At 67.6% G+C, this 24,138-nt stretch carries 25 protein-coding genes; 17 read left to right on the top strand and 8 right to left on the bottom strand.

Going from position 1 to position 24,138, the window contains the following annotated elements; translation table 11 throughout:
• Positions 1 to 16 precede the first annotated feature (16 nt).
• Positions 17 to 1,279, top strand: a complete 1,263-nt coding sequence (locus SK854_RS03065) for a BNR-4 repeat-containing protein (RefSeq protein WP_319973390.1) — start codon at positions 17 to 19, stop codon at positions 1,277 to 1,279.
• On the opposite strand, the gene SK854_RS03070 is transcribed toward SK854_RS03065, so the two are convergent.
• Positions 1,276 to 1,515, bottom strand: coding sequence for a hypothetical protein (locus SK854_RS03070; protein WP_319973391.1), 240 nt, complete (start codon positions 1,513 to 1,515; stop codon positions 1,276 to 1,278). The genes SK854_RS03065 and SK854_RS03070 overlap by 4 nt on opposite strands.
• Before the next feature lie 58 nt (positions 1,516 to 1,573).
• Between SK854_RS03070 and SK854_RS03075 the strand changes: the two genes are divergently transcribed.
• The 4 genes from SK854_RS03075 (at position 1,574) to SK854_RS03090 (ending at position 4,498) form a co-directional block, all read left to right on the top strand.
• The gene (locus tag SK854_RS03075; protein ID WP_319973392.1) at positions 1,574 to 1,957 is read left to right on the top strand and encodes a VOC family protein; all 384 of its coding nucleotides are present in this window, start codon (positions 1,574 to 1,576) and stop codon (positions 1,955 to 1,957) included.
• A 119-nt stretch (positions 1,958 to 2,076) separates the two neighbouring features.
• A complete protein-coding gene (locus tag SK854_RS03080) occupies positions 2,077 to 2,772 on the top strand; it encodes a chitinase (protein WP_319973393.1) in 696 nt (231 codons plus the stop codon).
• A 161-nt stretch (positions 2,773 to 2,933) separates the two neighbouring features.
• Positions 2,934 to 3,956, top strand: coding sequence for a chitinase (locus SK854_RS03085; protein ID WP_319973711.1), 1,023 nt, complete (start codon positions 2,934 to 2,936; stop codon positions 3,954 to 3,956).
• A 53-nt stretch (positions 3,957 to 4,009) separates the two neighbouring features.
• A complete protein-coding gene (locus tag SK854_RS03090) occupies positions 4,010 to 4,498 on the top strand; it encodes a DinB family protein (protein ID WP_319973394.1) in 489 nt (162 codons plus the stop codon).
• Between the two features lie 4 nt (positions 4,499 to 4,502).
• Here the strand turns inward: SK854_RS03090 and SK854_RS03095 are convergent, their stop codons facing one another.
• On the bottom strand, positions 4,503 to 4,748 hold the full coding sequence (locus SK854_RS03095) for a mycoredoxin (protein ID WP_090069138.1): 246 nt from the start codon (positions 4,746 to 4,748) through the stop codon (positions 4,503 to 4,505).
• Positions 4,749 to 5,075: 327 nt separating this feature from the next.
• Between SK854_RS03095 and SK854_RS03100 the strand changes: the two genes are divergently transcribed.
• The 3 genes from SK854_RS03100 to SK854_RS03110 all read left to right on the top strand — a co-directional run bounded on the left by SK854_RS03100 (position 5,076) and on the right by SK854_RS03110 (position 7,675).
• Positions 5,076 to 5,699, top strand: coding sequence for a DUF4360 domain-containing protein (locus SK854_RS03100; protein ID WP_319973395.1), 624 nt, complete (start codon positions 5,076 to 5,078; stop codon positions 5,697 to 5,699).
• Positions 5,700 to 5,792: 93 nt separating this feature from the next.
• A complete protein-coding gene (locus tag SK854_RS03105) occupies positions 5,793 to 6,404 on the top strand; it encodes a DUF4360 domain-containing protein (RefSeq protein WP_396424967.1) in 612 nt (203 codons plus the stop codon).
• Positions 6,405 to 6,508: 104 nt separating this feature from the next.
• On the top strand, positions 6,509 to 7,675 hold the full coding sequence (locus tag SK854_RS03110) for a hypothetical protein (RefSeq protein WP_319973397.1): 1,167 nt from the start codon (positions 6,509 to 6,511) through the stop codon (positions 7,673 to 7,675).
• Here the strand turns inward: SK854_RS03110 and ilvA are convergent.
• Positions 7,672 to 8,907 (bottom strand): threonine ammonia-lyase IlvA, encoded by a 1,236-nt coding sequence (ilvA, locus tag SK854_RS03115; protein WP_319973398.1) that lies wholly within the window; start codon positions 8,905 to 8,907, stop codon positions 7,672 to 7,674. The two genes, SK854_RS03110 and ilvA, sit on opposite strands and share 4 nt — an antisense overlap.
• An 86-nt stretch (positions 8,908 to 8,993) precedes the next feature.
• Here ilvA and SK854_RS03120 point away from each other — a divergent pair, with 86 nt between their 5' ends.
• Together SK854_RS03120 and SK854_RS03125 are read left to right on the top strand one after the other, a co-directional pair.
• A complete protein-coding gene (locus SK854_RS03120; protein ID WP_319973399.1) occupies positions 8,994 to 9,824 on the top strand; it encodes a lytic polysaccharide monooxygenase auxiliary activity family 9 protein in 831 nt (276 codons plus the stop codon).
• Positions 9,825 to 9,908: 84 nt separating this feature from the next.
• Positions 9,909 to 11,150, top strand: coding sequence for an RICIN domain-containing protein (locus SK854_RS03125; protein ID WP_319973400.1), 1,242 nt, complete (start codon positions 9,909 to 9,911; stop codon positions 11,148 to 11,150).
• Here the strand turns inward: SK854_RS03125 and SK854_RS03130 are convergent.
• Entirely contained in the window at positions 11,147 to 11,536 is a 390-nt protein-coding gene (locus SK854_RS03130; protein WP_319973401.1) for a hypothetical protein, read from the bottom strand. The genes SK854_RS03125 and SK854_RS03130 overlap by 4 nt on opposite strands.
• 199 nt (positions 11,537 to 11,735) lie before the next feature.
• Between SK854_RS03130 and SK854_RS03135 the strand changes: the two genes are divergently transcribed.
• Genes SK854_RS03135 through SK854_RS03155 form a run of 5 tightly spaced genes read left to right on the top strand, consistent with a single transcriptional unit; the run spans position 11,736 to position 15,478 of the window.
• Positions 11,736 to 12,173, top strand: a complete 438-nt coding sequence (locus tag SK854_RS03135) for a helix-turn-helix domain-containing protein (RefSeq protein ID WP_319973402.1) — start codon at positions 11,736 to 11,738, stop codon at positions 12,171 to 12,173.
• A gap of 3 nt (positions 12,174 to 12,176) precedes the next feature.
• Positions 12,177 to 12,689: an ImmA/IrrE family metallo-endopeptidase gene (locus tag SK854_RS03140; RefSeq protein WP_319973403.1), complete on the top strand. Its 513-nt coding sequence runs from the start codon at positions 12,177 to 12,179 to the stop codon at positions 12,687 to 12,689.
• Complete coding sequence (locus SK854_RS03145) at positions 12,690 to 13,799, top strand: MAB_1171c family putative transporter (protein ID WP_319973404.1); 1,110 nt, start codon at positions 12,690 to 12,692, stop codon at positions 13,797 to 13,799.
• 15 nt (positions 13,800 to 13,814) lie between these two features.
• The gene (locus tag SK854_RS03150; protein ID WP_319973405.1) at positions 13,815 to 14,882 is read left to right on the top strand and encodes an ATP-dependent DNA ligase; all 1,068 of its coding nucleotides are present in this window, start codon (positions 13,815 to 13,817) and stop codon (positions 14,880 to 14,882) included.
• Complete coding sequence (locus SK854_RS03155; RefSeq protein ID WP_319973406.1) at positions 14,879 to 15,478, top strand: YigZ family protein; 600 nt, start codon at positions 14,879 to 14,881, stop codon at positions 15,476 to 15,478. Before SK854_RS03150 ends, SK854_RS03155 begins: the two co-directional genes overlap by 4 nt.
• Positions 15,479 to 15,490: 12 nt before the next feature.
• On the opposite strand, the gene SK854_RS03160 is transcribed toward SK854_RS03155, so the two are convergent.
• The gene (locus SK854_RS03160) at positions 15,491 to 16,270 is read right to left on the bottom strand and encodes an alpha/beta hydrolase (RefSeq protein ID WP_319973407.1); all 780 of its coding nucleotides are present in this window, start codon (positions 16,268 to 16,270) and stop codon (positions 15,491 to 15,493) included.
• A 90-nt stretch (positions 16,271 to 16,360) separates the two neighbouring features.
• On the opposite strand from SK854_RS03160, the gene SK854_RS03165 reads away from it, so the two are divergent.
• Positions 16,361 to 16,918 (top strand): TetR/AcrR family transcriptional regulator, encoded by a 558-nt coding sequence (locus tag SK854_RS03165; RefSeq protein ID WP_319973408.1) that lies wholly within the window; start codon positions 16,361 to 16,363, stop codon positions 16,916 to 16,918.
• Positions 16,919 to 16,944: 26 nt separating this feature from the next.
• On the opposite strand, the gene SK854_RS03170 is transcribed toward SK854_RS03165, so the two are convergent.
• Positions 16,945 to 19,518 carry a glycoside hydrolase family 3 protein gene (locus tag SK854_RS03170; protein WP_455032257.1) on the bottom strand — a complete coding sequence of 858 codons (2,574 nt, stop codon included), beginning with the start codon at positions 19,516 to 19,518 and terminating at the stop codon, positions 16,945 to 16,947.
• 223 nt (positions 19,519 to 19,741) lie between these two features.
• Positions 19,742 to 21,388 (bottom strand): glutamate--tRNA ligase, encoded by a 1,647-nt coding sequence (locus SK854_RS03175; RefSeq protein ID WP_319973410.1) that lies wholly within the window; start codon positions 21,386 to 21,388, stop codon positions 19,742 to 19,744.
• A 100-nt stretch (positions 21,389 to 21,488) separates the two neighbouring features.
• On the opposite strand from SK854_RS03175, the gene SK854_RS03180 reads away from it, so the two are divergent.
• Entirely contained in the window at positions 21,489 to 22,109 is a 621-nt protein-coding gene (locus SK854_RS03180) for an L-threonylcarbamoyladenylate synthase (RefSeq protein WP_319973411.1), read from the top strand.
• A 1-nt stretch (position 22,110) separates the two neighbouring features.
• Here the strand turns inward: SK854_RS03180 and SK854_RS03185 are convergent, their stop codons facing one another.
• The gene (locus SK854_RS03185) at positions 22,111 to 23,934 is read right to left on the bottom strand and encodes a S8 family serine peptidase (RefSeq protein WP_319973412.1); all 1,824 of its coding nucleotides are present in this window, start codon (positions 23,932 to 23,934) and stop codon (positions 22,111 to 22,113) included.
• Between the last annotated feature and the right edge of the window lie 204 nt (positions 23,935 to 24,138).

The raw sequence follows: 24,138 nt of genomic DNA on the forward strand, positions 1-24,138 counted from the left end.
CCATCGGAGGTCGGCGATGCGCGCTTTGGCCGCAGTGTTGCTGCTTCTTGTCGCGTTTTGTCAACCGGCGCAGGCCGCGCCCACTCTCGACACGGTCACCACAGCGAGCGTTTACGGGTGCCTGCGCACCAACGGCGCCGGCGTGTACGACGCGACGGTGAACAAGACGTTCGTGACGTACTCGGGGACCAGGCACGACATCTACGTCAGGGCGTTCGACCACGCCGCGCACTCGTGGTCGGCGGCGGTCAAGGTCGCCGCGCTGAACCTGACGCACGACAACGCCTATCACGACTACCCGGTGCTCACGCAGCTCGGCGACGGCAGGCTCGCGATCTTCCGGGCCACGCACACGACGTCGATGCAGCTCTACACCGCGCCCACGCCGCGGTCGATCACCGGCACGTGGACCGCTCGGACGATCAGCACCGACAAGAACACCTACCCCGAGCCGATCGTCACCGGGAACACGATCCACCTGTTCTACAGCCACAACACGGATCTCTCGTACCCGTACCGCACGTACAAGGTGATCAAGTCGACGGACAACGGCAGGACGTGGTCCGCACCGCGCACGATCATCGACTCGGGACGCACGGCCGACAGGTACGCCGAGGTGTACGCGTTCGGCGTGACACACCGCAACGGCCGCGTCTACCTGACCTGGTCGCTGCACGGCGGCCCCAGGGGCCACAACGGCGGCGGCAAGAACATCTACGTCGCCTACCTCGACACGGCGTCCGGGAACCTGTTCACCGTCGGCGGCGCGTCACTCGGAACGGTGATCGACTCCTCGGACACCGACAAGGCCCGGGTCGTCACGACGAACCCCACCGATCTCCCGGCGGGCAAGGACCTTCCGGAGGAGAACCCGGTGACGGTGCCGTTGAGCGACGGCTCGCTCGTGCTCGGCTACGGCGTGCACACCAGCACCAGCGCCAAGATCGTGCTCTCCCGTTTCGCCGGTGGCACCTGGACTTCCACGACGGCCGACACCTCGACGTCGTTGTTCAAGGACCTCGCCGCGACCGGCAACGGCGTCGACTTCTCCTACGCCAGTGCGGATCGCAAGCGGTTGCTGGTGAAGTCGTGGACGCCGGGCGGGGCGGTGACGGCGAAGCACGACCTGGCGGTGCCGTACTCCGCGGGCGCCGACACGACGTTCTACGCGAACTTCGTGGAGAACCGGCCGAGCGACCTGATCGCCAACACCATCGACTACGAGACCCGCAAGACCAACCACACGGGTACGTGGCCGGTGTTCTCGATTCGAAGCTAGCTAGCAGCGCTTGCTGGAGAACGCGGTGAAGTTGTCGTCCTGCTGGCTGCTGTTGAGTTCGACCCGCACCCGGCGAACTGCTTCACGGACGCGATGTTGTCGCCGCGCCACTTGACGTACCCGGTCGACCCGATCTGCGCGGCACTCGCGCAACCGGGCGGCGTCTCCGCGTTGGCGACACCGGGAGAGACAAAACCGAGCAGCACGAACGCGGCGGCGATGATCGCCCTCTTCATGCGGGTGATCGTCGCCGTTCGCGCTGACAACGCACTGACACCCGAGTAAGCAGGAAGCATGCCCGTACAGCTCAACCACACCATCGTCCACGTCAGCGACCAGGACCACTCCGCCCGCTTCCTCACCGAACTGCTCGGCCTGCCCGACCCGGTGCGCTACGGCCCGTTCCTCGTCGTCGAGGTCGCGAACGGCGTCTCGCTCGACTACATGACGGCCCGCGGCCCGATCACCGAGCAGCACTACGCGTTCCTCGTGACCGAAGAGGAGTTCGACCAGATCTTCGGCCGCATCCAGGAACGCGGCCTCGACTACTGGGCCGACCCGTTCCACAGCCAGCCGCAGCAGATCAACCGCAACGACGGCGGCCGCGGCGTCTACTGGAACGACCCGGACGGCCATGCGCTGGAGATCATCACCCGGCCCTACGGCTCCGGCAGCTGACGAACCGGTTCACGTATCTAAAAGGTATAGACCACCTCTTGTGCTCGGAGTGCCTTGCCTGCCACCGTGAGAGCGGTAACACACCGTGGGCGCGCAGATGCTCCGAGGAGTTGGTCCCCATGTTCCGGACACGCGCCGCCGCCCTGATCGTCGCGCTGATCGGCGTCTTCACGCTCGTTCAGCCGGCGACGGCAGCGCCGTACATCATCACCGAAGCGCAGTTCAACAGCATGTTCCCGTCCTCGACCCGCAACGCCTTCTACACCTACGCGGGCCTCAAGTCCGCGATCAACTGGTCCGGCACCTTCGTGAACCAGGGTTCCGAAACGGTGAAGAAGCAGGAACTCGCGGCGTTCCTCGCCAACGTCTCCCACGAGACCGGTGGCCTCAAATACGTCGAAGAGATCAACAAGAACGGCGACTACTGCGACGAGAGCCAGTCCTACGGATGTCCCGCCGGCGTCAAGCAGTACTACGGCCGCGGACCGATCCAGCTGTCGTGGAACTTCAACTACAAGGCAGCCGGCGACTACCTCGGCATCAACCTGCTGAGGACCCCGAGCGAGGTCGCGAAGAACGCGACGACGGCATGGAAGACCGCGATCTGGTACTGGATGACGCAGAACGGTCCGGGCACCATGACCCCGCACGCCGCCATGCTCAACTCGCGCGGCTTCGGTCAGACGATCCGCAGCATCAACGGATCACTGGAGTGCGGCGGCAAGAACCCCGGAGCGGTCGAGAGCCGTGTCTCGAAGTACCGGCAGTTCACCGGCACCATCGGTGTCGCACAGGGATCAAACCTCTACTGCTAGTGACAAAACAGGTCTAGACCCTTGACTGGTCTGGACCATTGGTGCCAATCTCAGCGCTGTTCACATACCTGATCCTCCGGGCGCAAAGACTCCAGGAGTGAGTGACCTTGCTGAGAAAACGAATTCTGGCGTCTCTCGCGGCGGTGACGATGGCGGCGACCATGGCCGTCATCGCGCCGACCGCGTCTTCACAGGCGGAAGTGTCCGCACAGGCCTGCTCGTTCACCAACTGGGCAGCGGGCACGTGGTACACGACCGGCGCGATCGTGAAGTACACCAACGGCCAGTACTACCGCGCCGAGCACGACAACCCCGGCTACGACCCGATCATCTCCACCTGGTACTGGGAGCCGACGAGTTGTGACGGCGGCGGCACCCCCGGTGGCGGCACCTGCACCGGCGCTCCGAACTGGGCGGCAGGCACGTGGTACCCCGCCGGTTCGATCGTGAAGTACACCAACGGCCAGTACTACCGCGCCAAGAACGAGAACCCGGGCTACGACCCGATCATCTCCACCTGGTACTGGGAGCCACACTCCTGCAACGGCGGCGGCGACCCCGGCAACCCCGGCAACTCCCTCGTCAGCGAGGCCCAGTTCAACCAGATGTTCCCCGGCCGCAACAGCTTCTACACCTACCAGGGCTTCGTCAACGCGGTGAACTCCGAGGCCGGGTTCGCCACGACGGGCAGCGACACGGTGAGGAAGCAGGAAATCGCGGCGTTCCTCGCGAACGCGTCGCACGAGACCGGTGGCCTCGTCTACATCGAAGAGATCAACAAGAACAACGATCTCTGCGACGAGAGCCAGTGGTACGGCTGCCCCGCCGGCACCTACGCCTACTTCGGCCGCGGTCCGATCCAGCTGTCGTGGAACTTCAACTACAAGGCCGCGGGTGACCACATGGGTCTCGACCTGCTCGGAAACCCGTGGCAGGTGGCGCAGGACTCCAAGACCGCGTGGAGGACGGCGCTCTGGTACTGGATGACCCAGAACGGACCAGGCAGCATGACGGCGCACAACGCGATGGTCAACGGTGCCGGCTTCGGCCAGACCATCCGCAGCATCAACGGATCCCTGGAATGCGACGGCCGCAACCCGGCGCAGGTCCAGAGCCGCGTCTCGAAGTACCAGCAGATCACCGGCATCATCGGTGTGGCGCAGGGCAACAACCTCTACTGCTAGTGGTCGCCCTGACTAGGACTTGAGCGGTCCTAGTTCGGTCGTAGCTTCAATTCATGACCATGGAGCTCAACGACCTGTTGCACGAGCTGAACGATCAGCGCAGGACCTTCCGCGTCACCGTGCGAGGTCTCACCGCCGAAGAGGCGGTCAAGCGCACGACCGTCAGCGAGCTCACGCTGGGTGGGTTGCTCAAGCACCTCACCTGGTGTGAGCGCGGCTGGACCCACATCCTGACCGAACAGCCCGGCACCCCGCCCGGCATGCTCGACTGGGACCAGTACACCTGGACCGGCGACGACCTCGACGCGTTGCTGGAGTCCTACGACGAAGCGGTGCGCACGACCGATGAGGCCGTGCGCACCGCTTCGCTCGACAAGCTGGTGCCGCTGCCGTCCGCGCCCTGGGACCAGAACCCGAAGCCCATGTCGATCCGGCGGATCGTGCTGCACCTGATCCGGGAGACCGCGCAGCACGCGGGCCACGCGGACATCATCCGCGAGACGCTCGACGGTCAGTCGACCACGGCGTTCCTGTACGAGTAGCGGGTCAGGCCGCGAGCTGTTCCTTGACCTGCGCCAGCGACGGGTTCGTGAGCGCCGCGCCGTTCGGGAAGTGCACGGTCGGCACCGTGCGGTTGCCGCCGTTCACCTCCATCACGAAGTCGGCCGCGCCCGGCGTCTCCTCGATGTTGATCTCGACGTACTCGATGCCTTCGCGGTCGAGCGAGCTCTTCAGGATCCGGCAGTAGCCGCACCACGAGGTCGAGTAGACGGTCAGCTGGTCGGGAGCCATCAGGCGCACTCCTCGTCGGGGTTGGACATCGTCATCAGTGTCAACGTTCGGCGAGGAGCACTTCTTCCCGGGGTACCGCTGTGCCGCGCACCACTCGGACGGCGCAGCCGCCGGCGATCGTCAGACAATCGTCAGGTCAATTCCCTGCACGGTGAGTGAACATAGTTCGCGCACGGCCGAAGATTTCGGGCGTGCAATTCGTCGTGAATTCGTGCGGGCATTGCCGATCAATTCAGTCACCCATTCGGCGGCCCGTCACCACGCAGAGTTTCCGATATCGTCTGAATTCCGCCGCCGCTACCGCAGTCATGTTTGGAAAGGCTGACCATGCTGAAAACGGTGGCGGCTGCTGCCCTCGCGCTGTCCGCGGTCCTGACCGCGCCGGCCGCGAACGCAGCATCCGATGTTCCTGATTTCGTGACGATCGACGTCGTCACCGTGAACGGTTCCGGCTGCCCGGCCGGCACCGCGGCTGTCGCGGCCGCGGACGACCGCACGGCGTTCACGGTCACGTACAGCCAGTACCTGGCGCAGGCCGGACAGGGCTCAGGCCCCACCGACTTCCGCAAGAACTGCCAGCTCAACATCAGAGTGAGCTACCCGCAGGGCTTCACGTTCGGCATCGCCCAGGCCGACTACCGCGGATTCGCCAACCTGCAGCAGGGCGCCACGGGCACGGAGAAGGGCAACTACTACTTCCAGGGCATGTCGCAGACCGCGAGCCGCACCCACACGTTCAACGGCCCGAAGAGCGACAACTGGCAGGCCACCGACCGCGCGACGGTGTCGGAAATCATCTACGCGCCGTGCGGGGAAGTCCGCCACCTGAACATCAACACCGAACTGCGCGTGAACGCGGGAACCGCGTCGAAGGCCAACAGCTTCATGACGATGGATTCCACGGACAGCAGTGTGAGCACGAAGTACCAGTTCTCCTGGAAGCGTTGCTGATCCAGGCACCGATTGCCGCCGCCCGTTCATTTCGTTGAACCCCAGACGGAAAGGTGCCCCATGCTCACCACACTCGCCGCGGCCGCGCTCGCGATGTCGACGATCATCATTCCCCCCGGTGGCGCCCCCGGCGACACGCCCCCGCCGGAGAACATCACCATCGACGTCGTGACGATCAACGGTTCAGGCTGCCGGGCGGGAACGGCCGCCGTCGCCGTGAGCCCCGACAACAAGGCTTTCACCGTCACCTACAGCGAGTTCATGGCGCAGGTCGGCCCGCAGGCACTGCCCACCGACTTCCGCAAGAACTGCCAGCTGAACCTGCGCGTCAACGTGCCGTCCGGCTTCACCTACGGCATCGCGTCCACCGACTACCGCGGCTTCGCGCACCTCGAACGCGGCGCCACGGCCCTGGAGAAGGCCAACTACTACTTCCAGGGCATGTCGCAGACCGAGTACAAGCAGCACAACTACAAGGGCCCGCTCAGCGACGACTGGCAGGCGACGGACACGACCGACGTGGCCGCCATCGTCTACCACCCCTGTGGCGAGAAGCGGAACTTCAACATCAACACGGAGCTGCGGGTCATGGCGGGCACGTCGGACCCGAAGAAGGTCACCAGCTTCATCGCGATGGACTCGACGGACGGATCCATCGAGACGACCTACCACTTCGCGTGGAAGGTCTGCCCGCCCAAGCCGTAGTACCCGCTAGGTGCCGGGCATTCCGCGAACGGGGTGCCCGGCACGCCCCTGTCCTGAGAGGATCGTCCCAGCCGACGTCTGGGGGGACGAAGATGCACGCGGGAATGGAAGCGGAGCTGGGGCCGGAGTTCCGCGCGATGGTGAACGCGATCGCCGGGACGACACCGCACCCCGGCCGGACGCTGCTTCCGGCAGACCTGCCGAACTCCTCCGCGCGGCTGGATCTGGTGCGGCTGGCCGTGATCGTGGCGCTGGAACGGGCGGGCGAGCAGTTCGAGGGCGTCCCGGCCCCTCCGCGCAGGGGATGGCCGGCCGCGCTCAAGGCGGCTGTTTTCAAGGAACGTCGTCCTGGACGCCCGGTGACCATCGCGGAGGACGGCGAACTCGTGCGCGTCACGATCGGCGAGGAGCGGTTCGAGTTCCGGCCACCGTCCGAACAGGAGTGCCGGCGGTTGCTGGAGCCCGGGGCACGCGGCACCGTGCTGCGCTTCCCCGTCTTCCCCAGCCACGGACCGTTCCTCCTCGCGCGCGGCCACCGGCCCGACGAGGTGGTGCTGTGGGAGCCCGGCGCACCGGTGACCGAGGTCCGGCTGCCCGGTCCCGTGCTCGCCGCCACCTACGTGTCCAGAACGGGCCTGAACGCGCTCATCGAGGTCGACGGCGAACTGTTCGTGCACTACGAGGACGACCACGACACGATCATGCGCAACCTGCGCATCCCGATCGACTTCAGCGTGGCCGACGAGGCGGAGCGCGACCTGTCGCCGCTCTACCTCCACGCGGTGGAGCTCTGGGACTACCGCGTCTACTTCCGCCGCGCCGGACTGTGGTGGGAGTTCAGCTGGTCGCCCGGCCACGTGAGGCTCGAACCGTCGAACTCCAAGGTGCACCAGCCCGAGCGCTTTCCGTTCCAGACCGTGCTGGACGGCGCGGGCCTGTCGCTGTTCGGCCCGAGCCGCAGGACCGCGGGGCGGCGCGACGACGGCTGGGTGACGTGGGGGTACGGGCGGGACGGCGAGGTCATCCCCGTGCCACCGGCCGAGGAGGTCCTCGGGCTGACCGAGTTCGACGATCGACCGGCGCTGCTGACCCGCGAGGGTGCCGTCGTCCGGGCGCGCACGCTGGAAGACGTGCGCACGGTCGTCGAGTTCGACGGTCCCGTGCTCCTCCACCACGGGTTGCCGTGGGTGGCGGTCCAGCGCTCGGCCTACCTGGTCGAGGTCATCGAGGTCGCGACCGGCGCCGTGCTGCACCGCGTGAGCACCGCCTAGATCAGGAAGCGGTACGCCGTCGACCCCGGCTCCACGTGCTGGATCTTGAGCGGGGACTCCTTCATCCGTCCCCACAGCAGGTCGTAGTCCTCGCGGCGGCCCAGTTCGATGCACACCAGCGCGGCCCCGGTCTCCCGGTTGTCCCGCTTCATGTACTCGAACTGGACGATGTCGTCGTCCTTGCCGAGCACGTCGTCGAGGAACCGGCGCAGCGCGCCCGGCTCCTGCGGGAACTCGACCAGGAACCAGTGCTTCAGCCCGCGGTGGATCATGGACCGCTCGACGATCTCGGCGTAGCGCGAGACGTCGTTGTTGCCGCCCGAGAGCAGGCACACGACCGTGGAGTCCGGCGCGACGGAGATCTCCTCCAGCAGCGCGGCCGAGGCCAGCGCTCCGGCGGGTTCCGCGACGATGCCGTCGATCTGGTACAGCTCCAGCATCTCCGTGCAGACCGCGCCCTCGGACACCGTGAGGAGCTCGGCGCCGCTGTCGCGCACCATCGGGAACGTCACCTCGCCGGCGCGGCGGACCGCGGCGCCGTCGACGAACGAGTCCACCTCGGGCAGCGTCACGGGACCGCCGGCCTGGATGGCGGCGATCATGCTCGCGGCGCCGGCCGGTTCCACGCCGATGATCCGGGTGCGCGGGAAGCGTTCCCTGAACCACGTGCCGACGCCGGAGAGCAGTCCGCCACCGCCGACGGGCACCACGATCACGTCGGGCGCGCCGCCGAGCTGCTGGACGATCTCCAGGCCGACGGTGCCCTGACCGGCGACCGTGCGGCGGTCGTCGAAGGCAGGGACGAGGGTCGCGCCCGTCTGCTGCGCGTACTCCTTCGCCAGCGCGGCCGCGTCGTCGTAGGTGTCGCCGTCCACGACCAGCTGCACCATGCCCTGCCCGAGGGCGTGGATGCGGTCGCGTTTCTGGCGCGGCGTGGTCCGCGGGACGTGCACGCGGCCCTCGATGCCGAGACGGCGGCAGGCGTACGCCATGCCCTGGCCGTGGTTGCCGGCCGACGCGCAGACCGCTCCACCGAACGCGAACTCGGTCTGGCAGAGCAGGTTGAAGGCGCCACGCAGCTTGTAGGAACGGCCGACCTGAAGGTCCTCGCGCTTGAACCACACGCGCGCCCCGGTCCTCTCGGACAACCGCTGGTTGACCTCCAGCGGGGTCGTGCGTGCTACACCGCCGAGCCGGGCTGCGGCCGCGGACACCTCATCAGCGAAGGACATGTCAATACATCTTCCGTGAACGACTTGGGTCTGGCACGCGTACCCCTAGAAGGAAGGGGGCGGTGCCTGTGTTTCGCCTTTTGGGCGTGCTATCGCTGCTCATGATGCTCTCCGCGGTTCCCGCGCACGCCCATGGCGCGCCCACTGACCCCGCGAGCAGGGCTTTCCTGTGTTCGCCAGGTCAGCCCACAGCATCATCCCCGCTCTGCCGCAGCGCCATCGCGGCGGGGTTGCCGTCCAAGGAGTGGGACAACATCCGGCTGCCGAACGTCCGCGGCCAGGACGAGGCCAAGGTTCCGGACGGCCGGTTGTGCAGCGCCGGGCTGCCGAAGTACGCCGGTCTCGACCTGCCGAGCGCGCAGTGGCCCGCCACGAAGCTGAAGAGCACGGACTTCACGTACAAGGCCACGATCCCGCACCAGGGCTCGTTCCGCTTCTACGTGACGCGCGACGGCTACTCGCCCGCCGCGCCGCTGCGATGGGCGGACCTCGACCAGTTCCTCGACGTGCCCTCTCCCCCGTTGGTCAACGGCTCCTACGAGTTCAAGGTGCAGCTGCCGAAGGACCGGACCGGACGCCACCTGATCTACACGGTCTGGCAGAACACGGACACCCCCGACACCTACTACTCGTGCACGGACGTCGAGATCGCCGCGGCCGTGAAGCCCGCACCACCGGCGGCCCAGCCCGCACCCGTCGCCGCACCCCCGGTGCTGGCCGCGCCCCCGAGCTCCGCCGCGCCGTCGACCAAGCCGTCCGCACCGAAGTCGAGCATCCCGCGACCTGTTCCCGTTGCGTCGAGCGCCGAACAACCTCCTTCCAACGCAACGAGGTTCGGCATATCGGCCGTGGTGGCCGCACTGGGCGGGCTCGCCGTCCTCGGCGGGATCATGTTGTGGCGCAAAAGAATTCTGTGAACGTCCCGGTCCCCAACAGGTCTAGACCTTCTCTACGATGATCTTCGGGCGCGCAACCCCTGCTACACGAAGGTGTGTACCCGAATGGCTCGAAAACTGTTGGCGTTGCTGGCAATGCTCGCCGCCACCCTCGTCCCGGTTTCGCTCTCGGCAACGAGCACGGCACAGGCGGCACCGTTCAAAGTCCTCGCTTTCTACAACGGCACCTGGGACGCGGCGCACATCGCGTTCGTGAACGAGGCGAACCCGTGGCTCACCCGCGCGGGCCAGGAGAACGGCTTCACCTACGAGTCGACCCGTGACTGGAACCGGCTGGGCACCCTGACCCCGGCCCAGGCGCAGGTCGTGATCTTCCTCGACGACGCGCCCACCGGGGCGGCCGCACGCACCGGCTTCCAGCGCTACATCGAGGCCGGTGGCGGGTTCTTCGGCTTCCACGTCAGCGCGTTCACCCAGAACGCGAACGAGTGGCCCTGGTACCACAACACGTTCCTGGCCAAGGGGAACTTCGTCAGCAACACGTGGGGCCCGACGACCGCGGTGCTGAAGGTCGAGACCCGCACGCACCCGTCGACGCTGCGGCTGCCGGAGAAGTTCACCTCCGCGGTCAGCGAGTGGTACAGCTGGGACCGCGACCTGCGCCAGAACCCGAACATCCAGATCCTGGCGAGCGTCGACCCGTCGAGCTTCCCGCTCGGCACCGACCCGAACCAGCAGTGGCGCAGCGGCTACTACCCGATCATGTGGTCGAACAAGAACTACAAGATGATCTACGCGAACTTCGGGCACAACGCCATGGACTACGCGGCGAACCGGCCGCTGTCGTCCACGTTCGCGAGCGCCACCCAGAACAACTTCCTCATCGACAGCCTGCTGTGGCTGGGCGGTGGCGGCACCCCGCCGCCGCAGGGTGAGTGGAAGACGGTCGTCAACCGCGGCAACGGCAAGTGCGTCGACGCCGCCGCCGCGGGCCTGAGCAACGGCACCGTCATCCAGCAGTACGCGTGCAACGGCACCACGGCGCAGAACTTCCGCGCGGTGGCGACGACCGACGGCTACTCCCGCGTCGAGTACCGCAACGACCCGGCCAAGGTGCTGGACGTGAGCAACGTGTCCAGCGCCGACAACGCCGGCATCCACCTGTGGGACTTCGGTGGTGGCACCAACCAGCAGTGGCGGGTCACCACCGGTTCCGACGGCTACTCGACGCTGACGGCACGCCACTCCGGCAAGTGCCTGTCGGCGCCGGCCGGGTCCGGTGACGGTGTGCAGCTGATCCAGGCGACCTGCAACGGGTCGGCCGCGCAGAGTTTCAAGATCGGCTAGGAGGATCGTGAGTGGTTCTGGTCGTCGAGGCGCCCGGAACCACTCACGACCACCCGTTCCCCTGGAAGCGGGTCCGCGGGGTGTGGTGCCCCGAGAAACCCGTACATGTCGTTGAGCTGGTGCAGCGCCTGCACCGCGTCCCGCCACACCGGGCAGGGCCACGCGCGATGCCGCCCGTACCAGGCGTGACACGACTTGCACCGATGCCGCTCGTTCGGCTCGTGCATCCGCAGCAGCCCGCGCCACCACGGCAGAGCAGCACGAAGCTGCTCACGCAGTTCGAACACCTCGTTGGGCGAGTCCGTCTGCGCGAGCTGGTTCATGGTCTTGTAGACGACGTCGATCACCGAGCGGTGAAACGACCCCTGTCGTTCAGCAAGCGCCATGTCCCGGAACCTCCGCGAAGTGGCGATCAGGTGGGCTGTCATGACTGTCGCGGACCGCGCGGACACCCTCCGCAGTTGAGACAGACACGGGGGGAGTCTATGTTGGCCATTGGAGGGCTTTCAACTGGTGAAAATCTCGTCACCCAGATAGCCCTTTCCATGGGTGGAGACGCTCACTGCGCGCGACCGGGGAGGCGGCATGGCGGGGCAACGGTCCCTGGCTGACAAGCTCAACCACCTCTTCGCGCGGCACACCGCCAGGTCAGGCCAGGAGTACAGCAACGAGCAGGTCGCGGCGGCCATCGCCGATACCGGCGTGACCATCTCCCAGAGTTACATCTGGCAACTGCGCAAGTCCAAGAAGGACAACCCGACGTTCAAGCACCTGCAGGCACTGGCAGGCTTCTTCGGTGTGCCCGTGAGCTACTTCTTCGACGACGAGGTCACCGACCGCGTCGACGAGCAGCTGAAATCGTTGCAGGACGAGCAGTCGCGTCTCAACGAGATCGCCTCGGGCAGCGACGCGCAGCTCATGGCGATGCGGGCGGGGGAACTGTCGCCGGACCGCCGCCGCCTGGTCATGGAGCTGCTCGACGTCGTCTACCGACAGGAACAGGCCGAGCGCGGCGAAGGATGACTCGTGGCCGAACGAGATTTGCGCAAGCGGTGCCGCCGCCTGCTGAACGAACTGGACATCCAGCCGCCGCTCGACGTCGGCGAGCTCTGCCGCCGTGTCGGTGACCAGCGCGGCAAGCCCATCCGGCTGATCGCGCACCCGATTCCGGTGCCCGGCCCGTACGGCGTGTGGATCGCCACCGCCAAGGCCGACTACATCCTGTACCAGCAGGAGACGTCGAAGGCGCACCAGAACCACATCATCCTGCACGAACTCGGCCACCTGCTGGCCGGTCACACGAGCGACGAGCAGGACGACGACCTGCTCGCGGGCCTGTACCCCGACCTCGAACCGGACGCGGTGCGGCGCGCGCTGCGGCGCACGTCCTACGACTCGGAGCACGAGCGCGAGGCCGAGACGGTCGCGACGATCATCCTGGAATGGGCGTCGGTGCTGGACAAGGTGGCGCCGCGGGCGTCGGAGGGTCCCGCCCGCCGCATGTCGAAGTCGCTCGCGGACCGCCTGGGGTGGTTGTAGGTGGAGTACCTCAAGGAGACCCAGGGCATCGTCGCGTTCTCCGCGCTGGCCGTGGTGCTGTACCTGCTCGTCCGCCGCCCGCACGATCCGCGGCTGCGTTCGGTGACGGGCCTGGTGGCCGGCTGGGCGATCGGGTATCCGTTCGGACGCGCGGCGGCGAACGGACGGTGGTTCCTCGGGCTCGACCCGATGGTCTGCCAGCTGATCCAGCACTCGATGCTGCAGGTCGGCGTGTACGGCCTGATCTGCTTCTTCATCTTCTCGGCGCTGGACGACGAGAAGGCCCGCAAGCACGCTCTCCTGCAGCTGATCCCGCTCGCCCTGTGCATCAGCTTCATGACGTGGGCCGTGCTCGCGATCCCGGACGACCTGAGGGTGGCGGCGGCCCGCGTGCCGAACTCGCTCGGCGGCGGCCCGACCGGCGTTCTCGCCATCACGGTGTTCTACGCGCTGGGCAACGGCTACCTGCTCTACGGCTTCGCGGCGATGTTCGTGTGGGCCCGCCGCTACGCCCGCGGCGCCGAGCCCCGGCTGCGGCGCGGCCTGCGGATCACCTCGACGGGCCTCGCGCTGCTGGTGCCCGCGGACGCGATCTTCGTGTCGTCGAACGTCTCCCGCTACTTCGGCGAGCCGCTCCCCCGCTGGCTGCTGACCACCGCGGTGTGGTTCCTGCTGCCCGGCGTGCTGCTGTGCGTCGTCGGCGTGATCTACCCGATCGCCGCGATGCGGTTCGCGGCGACTCGTTTGTGGCTGCGGCATTTGCGCGCGTACCACCGGCTCTCTCCACTGTGGACGTTGCTGAACCAGTCGTTCCCCGAGGACGCCCTGCACCGCGTGCCGTCCAAGCGCGACACGTTGTCGTTGCGGGGCGTGCATCGGCGCTACTACCGGCGGGTGATCGAGTGCCGGGACGGGCTGGTGCGGATCAGCCCGTACGTCGCCGAGACGCCGGACGAGCTGCCGCTGTCCGAACGGCTGCGGGCCGGGCTGGAGACGCGCAGGTCGGGAGCGGTCACGATGCGGCGGCCGATCGCCTTGGCCATTCCCGAGGACGACGGCATGGACGCGGACGTGCGGGAACTCGAAAAGCTCGCGGTGGCTCTCCGCTGAGCTTATGGTCCCGGTGTGGACCTGCCCGTGATGCCGCCGGTGAAGCCGATGCTCGCGAAGTCCGTGCCCGTGCTGCCGCGCGGCGACGGACTCGCGTACGAGCCGAAGTGGGACGGCTTCCGCTGCATCGTGTTCCGCGACGGCGACGAGGTCGAGCTGGGCTCGCGCAACGACAAGCCGCTCACCCGGTACTTCCCCGAGGTCGTCGAGCTGCTGCGGGAGGCGCTACCGCCGCGGTGCGTGGTGGACGGTGAGATCGTGCTGGTCACGCCCGACGGCCTGAGCTTCGACACGCTCCAGCTGCGGCTGCACCCGGCGGCGTCGCGCGTGCGCAAGCTGTCGGTGGAGACGCCGGCGAGCTTCGTGGCGTTCGATCTGCTGGCGTGCGGCGACCAGGACGTGACCGGGTTGTCGCTCGGCGAGCGGCGCAAGATGCTGGAGGAGATCGTCACCGAAGTCCCCGGTGTCTACCTGACACCGTCCACAGCGGACCCGGACGTGGCGCAGGACTGGTTCACCCGGTTCGAGGGCGCGGGGTTCGACGGCGTGATGGTGAAGGCCCTGGACGGCGTCTACGAGCCCGACAAGCGCGTGATGTTCAAGGTCAAGCACGAGCGGACCGCCGACTGCGTGGTCGCGGGCTACCGGTGGCACAAGGACGGCGAAACGGTCGGGTCGCTGGTGCTCGGGCTCTACCAGGACGGCGAACTGCACAACGTCGGTGTGGCCAGCAGCTTCACCGCGGCGCGGCGGCGGGAGCTGGTCGAGGAGCTCAAGCCGTTGCTCAACCCCGCCGAGCATCCGTGGAGCGCGTGGGCGACGTACGAGGGTCCTGGCATGAACAGCCGATGGAACCCCGAGAAGCAGCTTCAGGTCGTGCTGCTCGAACCGACGCGCGTGGCCGAGGTGCGGTACGAGCACGTGCAGGGTGGACGGTTCCGGCACACCTCACGGCTTGTGCGCTTCCGTGCGGACAAGACCGCGATGGAGTGCACGTACGAGCAGTTGGAAGAGGTGGCGCCGGCCGAACTGGACGCCCTGTTCGGTGAGGCCGAACAACGCAGGCGGACAATCGAGCCGTGAAGGTGATCAAGCGGGACGGCACGCACGAGATCGAGATCCAGCGGTCGCGGTTCCTGTGTCACGTCGCCCGCGTCACCTCCGATGCCGACGCTTCCGAGTTCTTCGCGCGGATCCGCAAGGAGCACTGGCAGGCCTCGCACAACTGCACGGCGTTCCGGACTCTCGACACCCAACGGTCGTCCGACGACGGCGAACCTGCCGGCACCGCAGGCGTTCCGATGCTGGAAGTGCTGACGCGCCGGGATCTCGTGGACACCGCTGTCGTCGTCACCCGCTACTACGGCGGGATCAAGCTCGGTGCCGGTGGACTGGTCCGGGCGTACGGACGAGCAGTGTCGGAGGCCATCGACGCGCTCGGCACTCTCACCCGCGAGCGCCACGAGACGAGACGTCTCGTCTCGGCTCACGACCAGGCGGGGAAGCTGGAGAACGCGTTGCGCGCGGCCGGGTACCACGTCGCGGACACCGAATACGGTCATGACGTCACCTTCACCGTTCTCACGAAGGACCCGGACGACTTCGAGGTCTGGCTCGCCGCGCAGACCGGCGGTTCCGTGACCGCGATCAGGGGCGAGCCCGTGGACCTCGACAGTTAGAACTTGCCCAGATCAGAACTTCTCGGCCCAGTTCAGGGCGTAGTCGGCGACCTCTTCCCAGCCCGGCGTGCCCAGGACGAAGTGCGGGCGGTTCGGGAACTCCTTGATCTCGGTGATCGCGGGGCCCTTGTAGCGCCGGGCGTTCTCGCGGTTCATCGACGCGGGCACGACGTTGTCGCCCTCGCTCGCGATGAACAGCAGCGGCGCGCGGTCCGGGTTCTTCAGGTCGACCTTGGTCGCGTTGTGCGTGGTGAAGTTCGCGGTCGCGGCCTGCCACAGCGGGCGTCCGGGCGCGGTGATGGCGAACTGCTGCCGCAGCGCCTCGGCTTCGTCGGCCGGCAGGGTGTTCGTGAACGCGTAGTGCCATTCCGCGGCCGACAGCTCGACGTTGCGCTTGGCGTTGGCCGGGTTCTTCAGCACCGGCAACGCGGCCTTGATGGACGAGACCGGCAGGCCGAGCGTGCCCTTGGCGGGCGCCGAGTGGATCGCGACGCCGGCCTTGCCGAAGCCCCGGTCGAGGAGCTTCTGCGTGATCAGGCCGCCGAACGAGTGGCCCATGATGATCGCGTCCTCGGCGTGGTGCTCGCGGATGAACTTCTCGACGTGGTCGGTGATCTCGACGACGCCCAGGCCGTTCGCGACCTCGGGATGGGCCCTCATCTCGGCGACCTCGCCGTAGCCGGGCCAGGTCGGGGTGAGCACCTCGTGGCCGGCCGCCTCGAACCGCTCGGCGACGTTCTTCCAGCTGGCGGAGGTGAGCCACAGTCCGTGAACCAGCACGATCTTCGACATTTCCGTCTCCCTCAGTTGTGGAGAACGCTCGTTCTCCGGCATGAGTGCTACAGTAGAGAACGAGCGTTCTCCACGGCAAGGGGTACTGAGGTGACGACGGACACAGAGGCGCGGGAGCGGGTCCTGGAGGCCGCTGACCGGCTGTTTTACGCGAAGAGCGCGCACGCGGTCGGCATGGACGAGCTCCGTGCGGAGGCGGGCGTCTCGTTGAAGAAGCTCTACAGCCTCTTCGACGGCAAGGAGGCGCTGGTCGAGGAGGTGCTGCGCCGGCGGGAGGAGGCCATCACGGCTGAGACCATGAAGTACGTGCTGCGCGCGTCGACGCCGGAGGAGCAGATCCTGGCGGTCTTCGACTGGATGGCGGACTCGTCGGGCACGACCGACTTCCGCGGGTGCGCGTTCATCAACTCCTACGCGGAGCTGGGTCCGTCCTCGGAACGCGTGACGGCCGTGGTGCGCCACCAGAAGTCCGGCGTGCGGGGCGCGATCGCGGCGCTGGTCGCGGCGAGCGGGCGGCCGGAGTGGGTGGCGGACTCGATCTTCCTGCTGTTCGAGGGCGCGATGACGAACACGGCGATCACGGTGTCGTCCGAACCGGCCCGGCAGGCACAGACCGCGGCGCGCTTCCTGCTGCAGAACACAGCCTGAAGCGCGCCGCCGTCACTTGTTATGGGTTAGGTGCAGGGCAGAGCGTCCGGATCGGCGCCCGCCTTGGGCACCCACCGGATGTTCGCGAACGAGGCCTGGAACGCGCCGTCGGTGTAGACGAGGAACGGCGTGTTGACGCTCTCCAGGTCCAGTCCCTTGTTGGAGAAGCAGGAGACCGGGATCTTGACGGTCGACTTCTGCCCGACGGGGAGGTTGCGGAACGCCTGCGTGGCATCGATCTCCGCCATGCACGGGTACTGGCAGTGCGAGCTGATGACGGTGCGGTTGGCCGGGGCCTGGTGCACGATCACGTCGAACTGGATGGCCGCGTTGGCGTTGCCGTAGCCGCGGAGGTCGCTGACCGCCGGGCTCTGCAGGTACACCTGGCCGGGGCCGGTACCGGTCCACGTCGTCTTGAGCGCGTCCTGCTGGACGTTGACGTCGGACTGCACGACGTTGATCTCGGCGTGCGAGGCCTGGCCGTCGGGGCCGACCACGGTGCCGCCCCAGTTCTCCGCCGACCCGATCATCGACTGGTACGGCGCGATGTCCGTGCGGTTGAAGATCTCCAGGTCCTCGGTGGCCGTACCGCCGCCACCGCCGGAGCACAGGACGCCGGGGCTGGTCTCGTCGAGCGTGCCGACGCGGCCGGTCTCCCAGTCGCGCAGGCCGTAGCCGAGCTTGAACAGCGGCTTCTTGGCGGGCTCACCCGGCAGCGCGGGGCAGGCCTCGCCCGGCCACGAGTAGGACAGCTTGCCACTGAACCCGTTGTGGCGGCCCTTGATCAGCAGGTCGGCGATGCCGCCGCCCTCGGAGCCCGGCAGCCAGGCGGCCACGAACGCGTCGGAGCGGTTGATCTCCTTGTTCATGTACAGCGCGCGGCCACCGACGTAGACGGTGATGACCGGCTTGCCCTTGCCGGACACCTTGTCCAGCACGGCGAGGTCCTGCGGCTGCAGGCGAGCGGACTCGAACGACCGCTTGCCGAGGTCGCCCACGCCCTCCGCGTACGGCGTCTCACCGATCACGGCGATGACGGCGTCGAACTGCGCCGGGTCGACGCCCTCCGCGGTCTCGGCGAACGTGACGTTCGCGGCGCCCAGGGTGTCCTGGATGCCCTTGAGGATGCTGGTGGCGTTCGGGAAGTCGGCGTTGGTGTTGCCGGTGCCCTGCCACGACAGCGTCCAGCCACCGGTCTGGTTGCCGATGTTGTCGGCGCTCTTGCCGACGACGAGAACCTTGCTGCGCTTGGACAACGGCAGCACGCGCTTGTCGTTCTTCAGCAGCACGGCGGACTCGCGCACGGCCTCGCGGGCGAGTTCCTTGTGCTGCAACGCCTTCGCGTCACCCGCGTGCTCACGCAGCGAGGGCTTCTTGGCCTCGAAGACACCGGCGCGCAGCTTGACGCGCAGGATGCGGGTCACCGCGTCGTCGATGCGGGCCATCGGGATCTCACCGGACTCGACCTGGGCGATCGTGTTGGTGATGAGCGCCTTCCAGTCGTTCGGCACCATGAGGATGTCCAGGCCGGCGTTGATCGCCGCCGCACAGCTGGCGTTCGTGCAGCCCGGAACCTGGCCGTGGCCGTTCCAGTCGCCGACGAGCAGGCCGTCGAAGCCCATCTTCCCCTTGAGGATGCCGGTCTGCACGTACTTGGAGCCGTGCACCTTGCCCTCGGCGATGACGTCGTTCGTCCAGCTGTTGAACGAGATCATCACCGTCTGGGCACCCGCGGCCAGCGCGCCGTAGTAGCCCTGACCGTGGACGTTGATCATGTCCTTCTCGGACGAGGCGTTGATGCCCTGGTCCTTGCCGCCGGTCGTGCCGCCGTCACCGATGAAGTGCTTGGCGGTGGCGATCACGCCGTCCTCGCCGATGCGCTTCTTCGCGTTGTCCTGCAGGCCCTTGATGGCCTCGTAGCCGTAGGCGCGCGTGATCCGCGGGTCCTCGGAGAAGCCCTCGTACGTGCGGCCCCACCGGTCGTCCTGCACGACGGCGAGCGTCGGCGAGAAGGCCCAGTCCTGGCCCGTCGCGCGAATCTGCTCGGCCGTGGCCTCGTTGATGTCGCGGATGAGGCAGGGGTCCTGCGCCGCGCCGAGACCGATGTTGTGCGGGAAGACCGTCGCGCCGTAGACGTTGTTGTTGCCGTGCACCGCGTCGATGCCCCAGATGACGGGGATCTTGGTGCGCGTCTGCTTCGACGCCTCGAAGTAGGCGTCGGCCAGCGCGAGCCACTCCTGCGGCGTCGCGTTCTTCTTGGCGCCGGGCCAGCTGCCACCACCGTTGAGGACGGACCCGAACCCGTAGGTCGTGACGTCCGCGGCCGTGATCGCGCCGATCTCGGGCTGCGTCATCTGGCCGACCTTCTCGGCCAGCGTCATGTCCTTGAGGATCGCCTTGATCCGAGCCTCGTCCTTGCGGTCGCCCGTGAGCTGGCTCTCGACCTTCGGCCAGTCCTTGAGCGTCGGCAGGGACTTCTCGATGCGAGCACAACCGTGCTCCGTCTTCGGCTGCCCGATGACCGGCTGCTTCGGCGGCCAGTGCTGCGCTTCCTGCGCGACGGCCGCCGATGTCGTGCCGGCGACCAGTGTCAGCCCCAGCACCGCGGCGAGAGTGCTTCTCCAATGCATGCCGCGATCCTCAACGGCGTGTTACGTCCACGTCAATGGGAACGCTCTCACGACTTTGTTCCGGAAACTTTCAGGACTAATTTTCCATACCGGGCTTGTGCGTTCGTGTGGACTTTTGTGGTGGTCCAGTTGGACCACGGACAGCGAACGGCCCCCGGTTCCCGCAGGAACCAGGGGCCGTCAGAACGAACCGTCAGCCGGCGAGCGCGCGCACCCGGCGCAGCACCTCGTCCGTGCCCAGCGTGCGGGCCACCGCGTGCAGGTCCGGGCTCGCCTTCGACCCCGTCAGCGCCACGCGGATGAGCTGCGCGGCCTCACGGATCGAGCCGGGGTACGCGTCCGGGTTCTTCTTGAGCTCCTTGGGGTTCGGCGCGAACCCGTGCTTCGCGGCGAGCTCGCGGATCTGGCCGAACCACTCCTGGCCGTCCTCCAGGTCCGCGTAGCCGTCGGCGAAGTCCGCGGCGAACGCGGAGATCAGCTCGGGCGCCAGACCGCCGAGGCGCTCGTCGGTCCGGTCGGACACGAGCGGGAACAGCGACGGGAAGAAGAAGCCGTAGGCGGTGCGGAAGTCCGCCCACTTGCGGAGGTCCTTGCGCGGGTTCGCGACCTCCGGGCCGCGCTCGACGCGCAAAGCCGCCAGCGCCGCGTCACGCTCCGAGGCCAGCACGGTGACCAGTTCGGGGTCGTAGGTCGCCGCCCACTCCGAGACGAGCGAGATGATCTCCTCGCCGGAGAGCGTCGCCACGTGGTCGGCGCAGATGTCGTCGAGCTTCACCAGGTCGACCAGCGGACCCGCGACGCCGCACTCGGCGAGCGAGATCGGGGCCTCCAGGGCCTCGGCCAGCGGCAACTCGGCCAGGCGGGCGTTGACCAGGCCGCGCATGTAGTACTGGACGGCCGGGGCCGGGAAGCCCGCCTCGATGAAGAACTCGACCGACGCCTCGGGGTCCTTGCGCTTCGAGAGCTTGCGCCGGGAGCCGCCCTGCTGCTTCATCAGCGGCGCGATGTGGGCGTACTCGACGCGCTCGAAGCCCAGTGCGTCGAACAGCTGCAGGTGGGTGGGGACCGAGGAGATCCACTCCTCGCCGCGGATCACCAGGTTCACGCGCATCAGGTGGTCGTCGACGGCGTGCGCGAAGTGGTACGTGGGCAGGCGCGGCGACTGGTCGGACGCCTTGAGGATCACCACGTCGTTGCGGTTCGCGTCGTGCTCGAGCGGGCCGCGGATCGCGTCGACGAACGACGTCCGCTCCCCCGCCTTGCCCGGCGAACGGAAGCGCACGACGTACGGACGGCCCTCGTCCAAAGCGGCCTGAACGTCCTCGGCGGTCTTGTCGCGCCAGATCGCCCACCGGCCGTAGTAGCCGGTCGGCAGCTTGGTGGCCTGCTGACGGGCGGTGATGTCCGCGAGCTCTTCCTTCGTCGCGAAGCACAGGTACGCGTGACCGGAACGCACCAGCTCACGCACGTACGTCAGGTAGACCTGCTCGCGCTGCGACTGGTGGTACGGGCCGTACGAGCCCACCGCGTCGGCCTCGTCGGGCTCGATGCCGAAGTACTTGAACGCCTTGTTGAACTGCTCGACGGCGCCGGGAACCTCACGCGCCTGGTCGGTGTCCTCGACGCGCACGATGTACGAGCCACCGGAGTGGGACGCGAGGTCGCGGTCGATCATGCCGACGTACAGGCCGCCGATGTGCAGGAACCCGGTCGGCGACGGGCCCAGACGGGTGACCTTCGCGCCTTCTGCCAGCCCGCGAGGCGGGTACTGCTCCTCCCAGAAGGCCGGTTCAGGCAGGTCCGAGGGGAACAGGGCGTCGACGACGGCACGGTCGAGCATCGCTAGGGGTCTCCAAACCAGGGAAAGAAGTACCCCCAGGTTATCAACGTGCGCGAGCCGAAATGCTGGCCCCTCGGTGATCGGCCTAAGCTCACCGGCCATGGCCAAGTACCTCGACGTCCACCCGGTCAACCCGCAGAAGCGCGCCATCGACCAGGCCGTGAAGATCCTGCGGGAGGACGGCCTGATCGCCTACCCGACCGACTCCTGCTACGCGCTGGGCTGCCGGCTGGGCAACAAGGACGGCATCGACCGCATCCGGGAGATCCGCAAGCTCGACGACAAGCACCACTTCACGCTGATGTGCGAGAACTTCGCCCAGCTCGGTCAGTTCGTCGTCGTGGACAACGCGGTGTTCCGGGCGATCAAGTCCTCCACGCCGGGCAACTACACGTTCATCCTGCCCGCGACGAAGGAGGTGCCGCGCCGCATGATGCACGCGAAGAAGAAGACGGTCGGCGCGCGCATCCCGGACCACGTCGTGACGCAGGCGCTGCTGGAGGCGATGGGCGAGCCGCTGCTCACCAGCACCCTGCTGCTGCCCGACGAGGCCGAGCCGCTCGTGCAGGGCTGGGAGATCAAGGAACGCCTCGACCACGTGGTGGACGCGGTGATCGACTCCGGGGAGTGCGGCACCACGCCCACCACGGTGGTGGACTTCTCGAGCGGCGAGGCCGAGATCATCCGCTACGGCGCGGGCGACCCGACCCGGTTCGAGTAGGTCAGGAGACGACCAGCGCGTAGTCGGCGTCGGTCGCGGCCGTCTCGACGTGACCGTCGACGTTGACCGAGGTCGCGATCACCTCGACCGTCCAGTTGCCCGCGGCGGGCGTCTGGACGAGGACGTTCTCCACGGTGTCGACGGTGTTCGCGACGCCGCCGGACGTGGACCAGTTGCCGGCCAGCAGGCCGTTGTTGCCCCAGTAGACGGTGCCGTTCGGGGCGGTGACCTTCAGCGTCAGGTCGTTGACGGTCGCCTTGGCCGCGGTCGGCGAACCGGCCGGGTCGGTGTAGGCCAGCGTCGCGCGCAGCGGCGTCTGGCCGTTGGACGCGACGGTGTACTTGCGCGACTGGCCGGTGGCCAGCAGGTCCGTCTCGTTCACCAGCACCGGCAGCTTCCAGCCGCCCGCCTTCGCGCGGTCGTAGAGGTTGCGGACCGAAGCCGTGCCCCAGCCCTGGTGCGTGCGCGTCTGGTCGTGGGTGGTGCCGGAGAACGTGAACTGGTTGGCGGTGTTGATCAGCAGCGCCTTGGCGGTCGCCGCGTGCGGGCGGGACGCGAACACGTCACGCCCCTTGCCGGGCGCGCCGTCGAACACGCCGTCGGCCCACATCTGGAACAGCAGACCGGCGTTGCCGCAGGTGATAGGCGTCGCGCCGGACGTGCCGCCGAACGACGTCGTGTAGGCGGTGTCGCTGGTGGACGTCGTGGTGTCGATGCGGTCGTAGTAGTTCGAGATCTCCGGCTTGATGCGGCCGTCGGCGGCGGGGCCGATCGACGCTCCGCCGTTCCACTTGTCGTCCGCGCGGTCGAGGGTGTTGTAGTGGTACTGGCCGCCGACCGACAGCACGTTCTTCGCCCACGCCTGGGGACGCGAGCTTCTGGTGCCCGCGTTGCTCTGCGACTGGCAGATCAGCAGGTCGTGGTCGAACACGATCCGGTCCATCTGCTGCGAGATCGAGTTGTACGCCGTGGTGAGCGAGTCACCCCAGCTGTTCGACTGGAACACGGCCTTGTACTGGCCGGCCGGGTCGACGAGCTGCTTGGTGTGGGCGTAGCGGTCGCCGGTGTTGTAGACGGCCGTGATGCCCTGGCCCTCAGGCAGCAGGCCGCGGTGCGCGGACGAGACGCCGGACGCGAAGATCTGCCCGTACGTCGAGGTGCCGTGCGAGGTGTTGGTGGTGTTGGCGGTGTGCTGCAACGGCGGCCGGGTGCGGAACTCCTGGTGCGTCAGGCGGAATCCGCCGTCCATCACCTCGCCGCGCACGCCCTGACCCTTGTAGCCGCCGACGCTCTCGATGTGGTTGGCACCGGACGACTCTCGCGAGATCGCCATGTCGGTCTCCGGCGCGGACACCGGGTCGATCGCGATCACGGCCGGCAGCTTCGCGAGCTGCGCGGCTTGACCGGCGTCCAAGGTGGCCATGATGTGCTCACGGCTCGCGGAGATGACGTTCACCTTGCCGCCCAAGGACTTCACCTTGGCGGCGACGGCCTTCTGGTCGCGCTCGTCCTGCTCGACGAGCGTGATCAGGTAGTCGGAAGCGCCGCCCAGCGCCATGATCTGCGGCTGAGCTTGGAACGGGCGGACCTCGCGCACGTAGCTCAGCCGCGAGACGCGCGCGGTGCTCGTCATGCGGGCGAGGTAGGTGCCGTCCTGGACGAACGCGCCGAGCCGGACGCCGAGGCCCTGGAGCTGGTGGCGCTGGCCGTCGTTCAGGGTGGTGCGGAACTGCAGCAGGTAAGCGCTCTCTGCCGGGGCAGCGACGGCAGGAACGCCGCTGACCAGCGAGAACACGGCGGCGACGGACAATATTGTGCGCAGCACGAAGACAACCTCCATCGGCAGGGGTGGCGGCGACCGGAGGGAGTCACCGCCCGTGACCAGCACGTTACCGGCAAAGACCAGGTCAGGACATCAGTCGTTCGGCGGTGATCATCTAGCGGGACGATGTAGAAGAATCCGTTCGGCCGCCCGCATTCGTTCACCCGGATGGTGCATCCGGAGTAACGTCCGATCGGGTAAGCCCGA

It is taken from the genome of Lentzea sokolovensis (genome assembly GCF_033949975.1).
GTDB classification, from domain to species: Bacteria; Actinomycetota; Actinomycetes; order Mycobacteriales; family Pseudonocardiaceae; genus Lentzea; species Lentzea sokolovensis.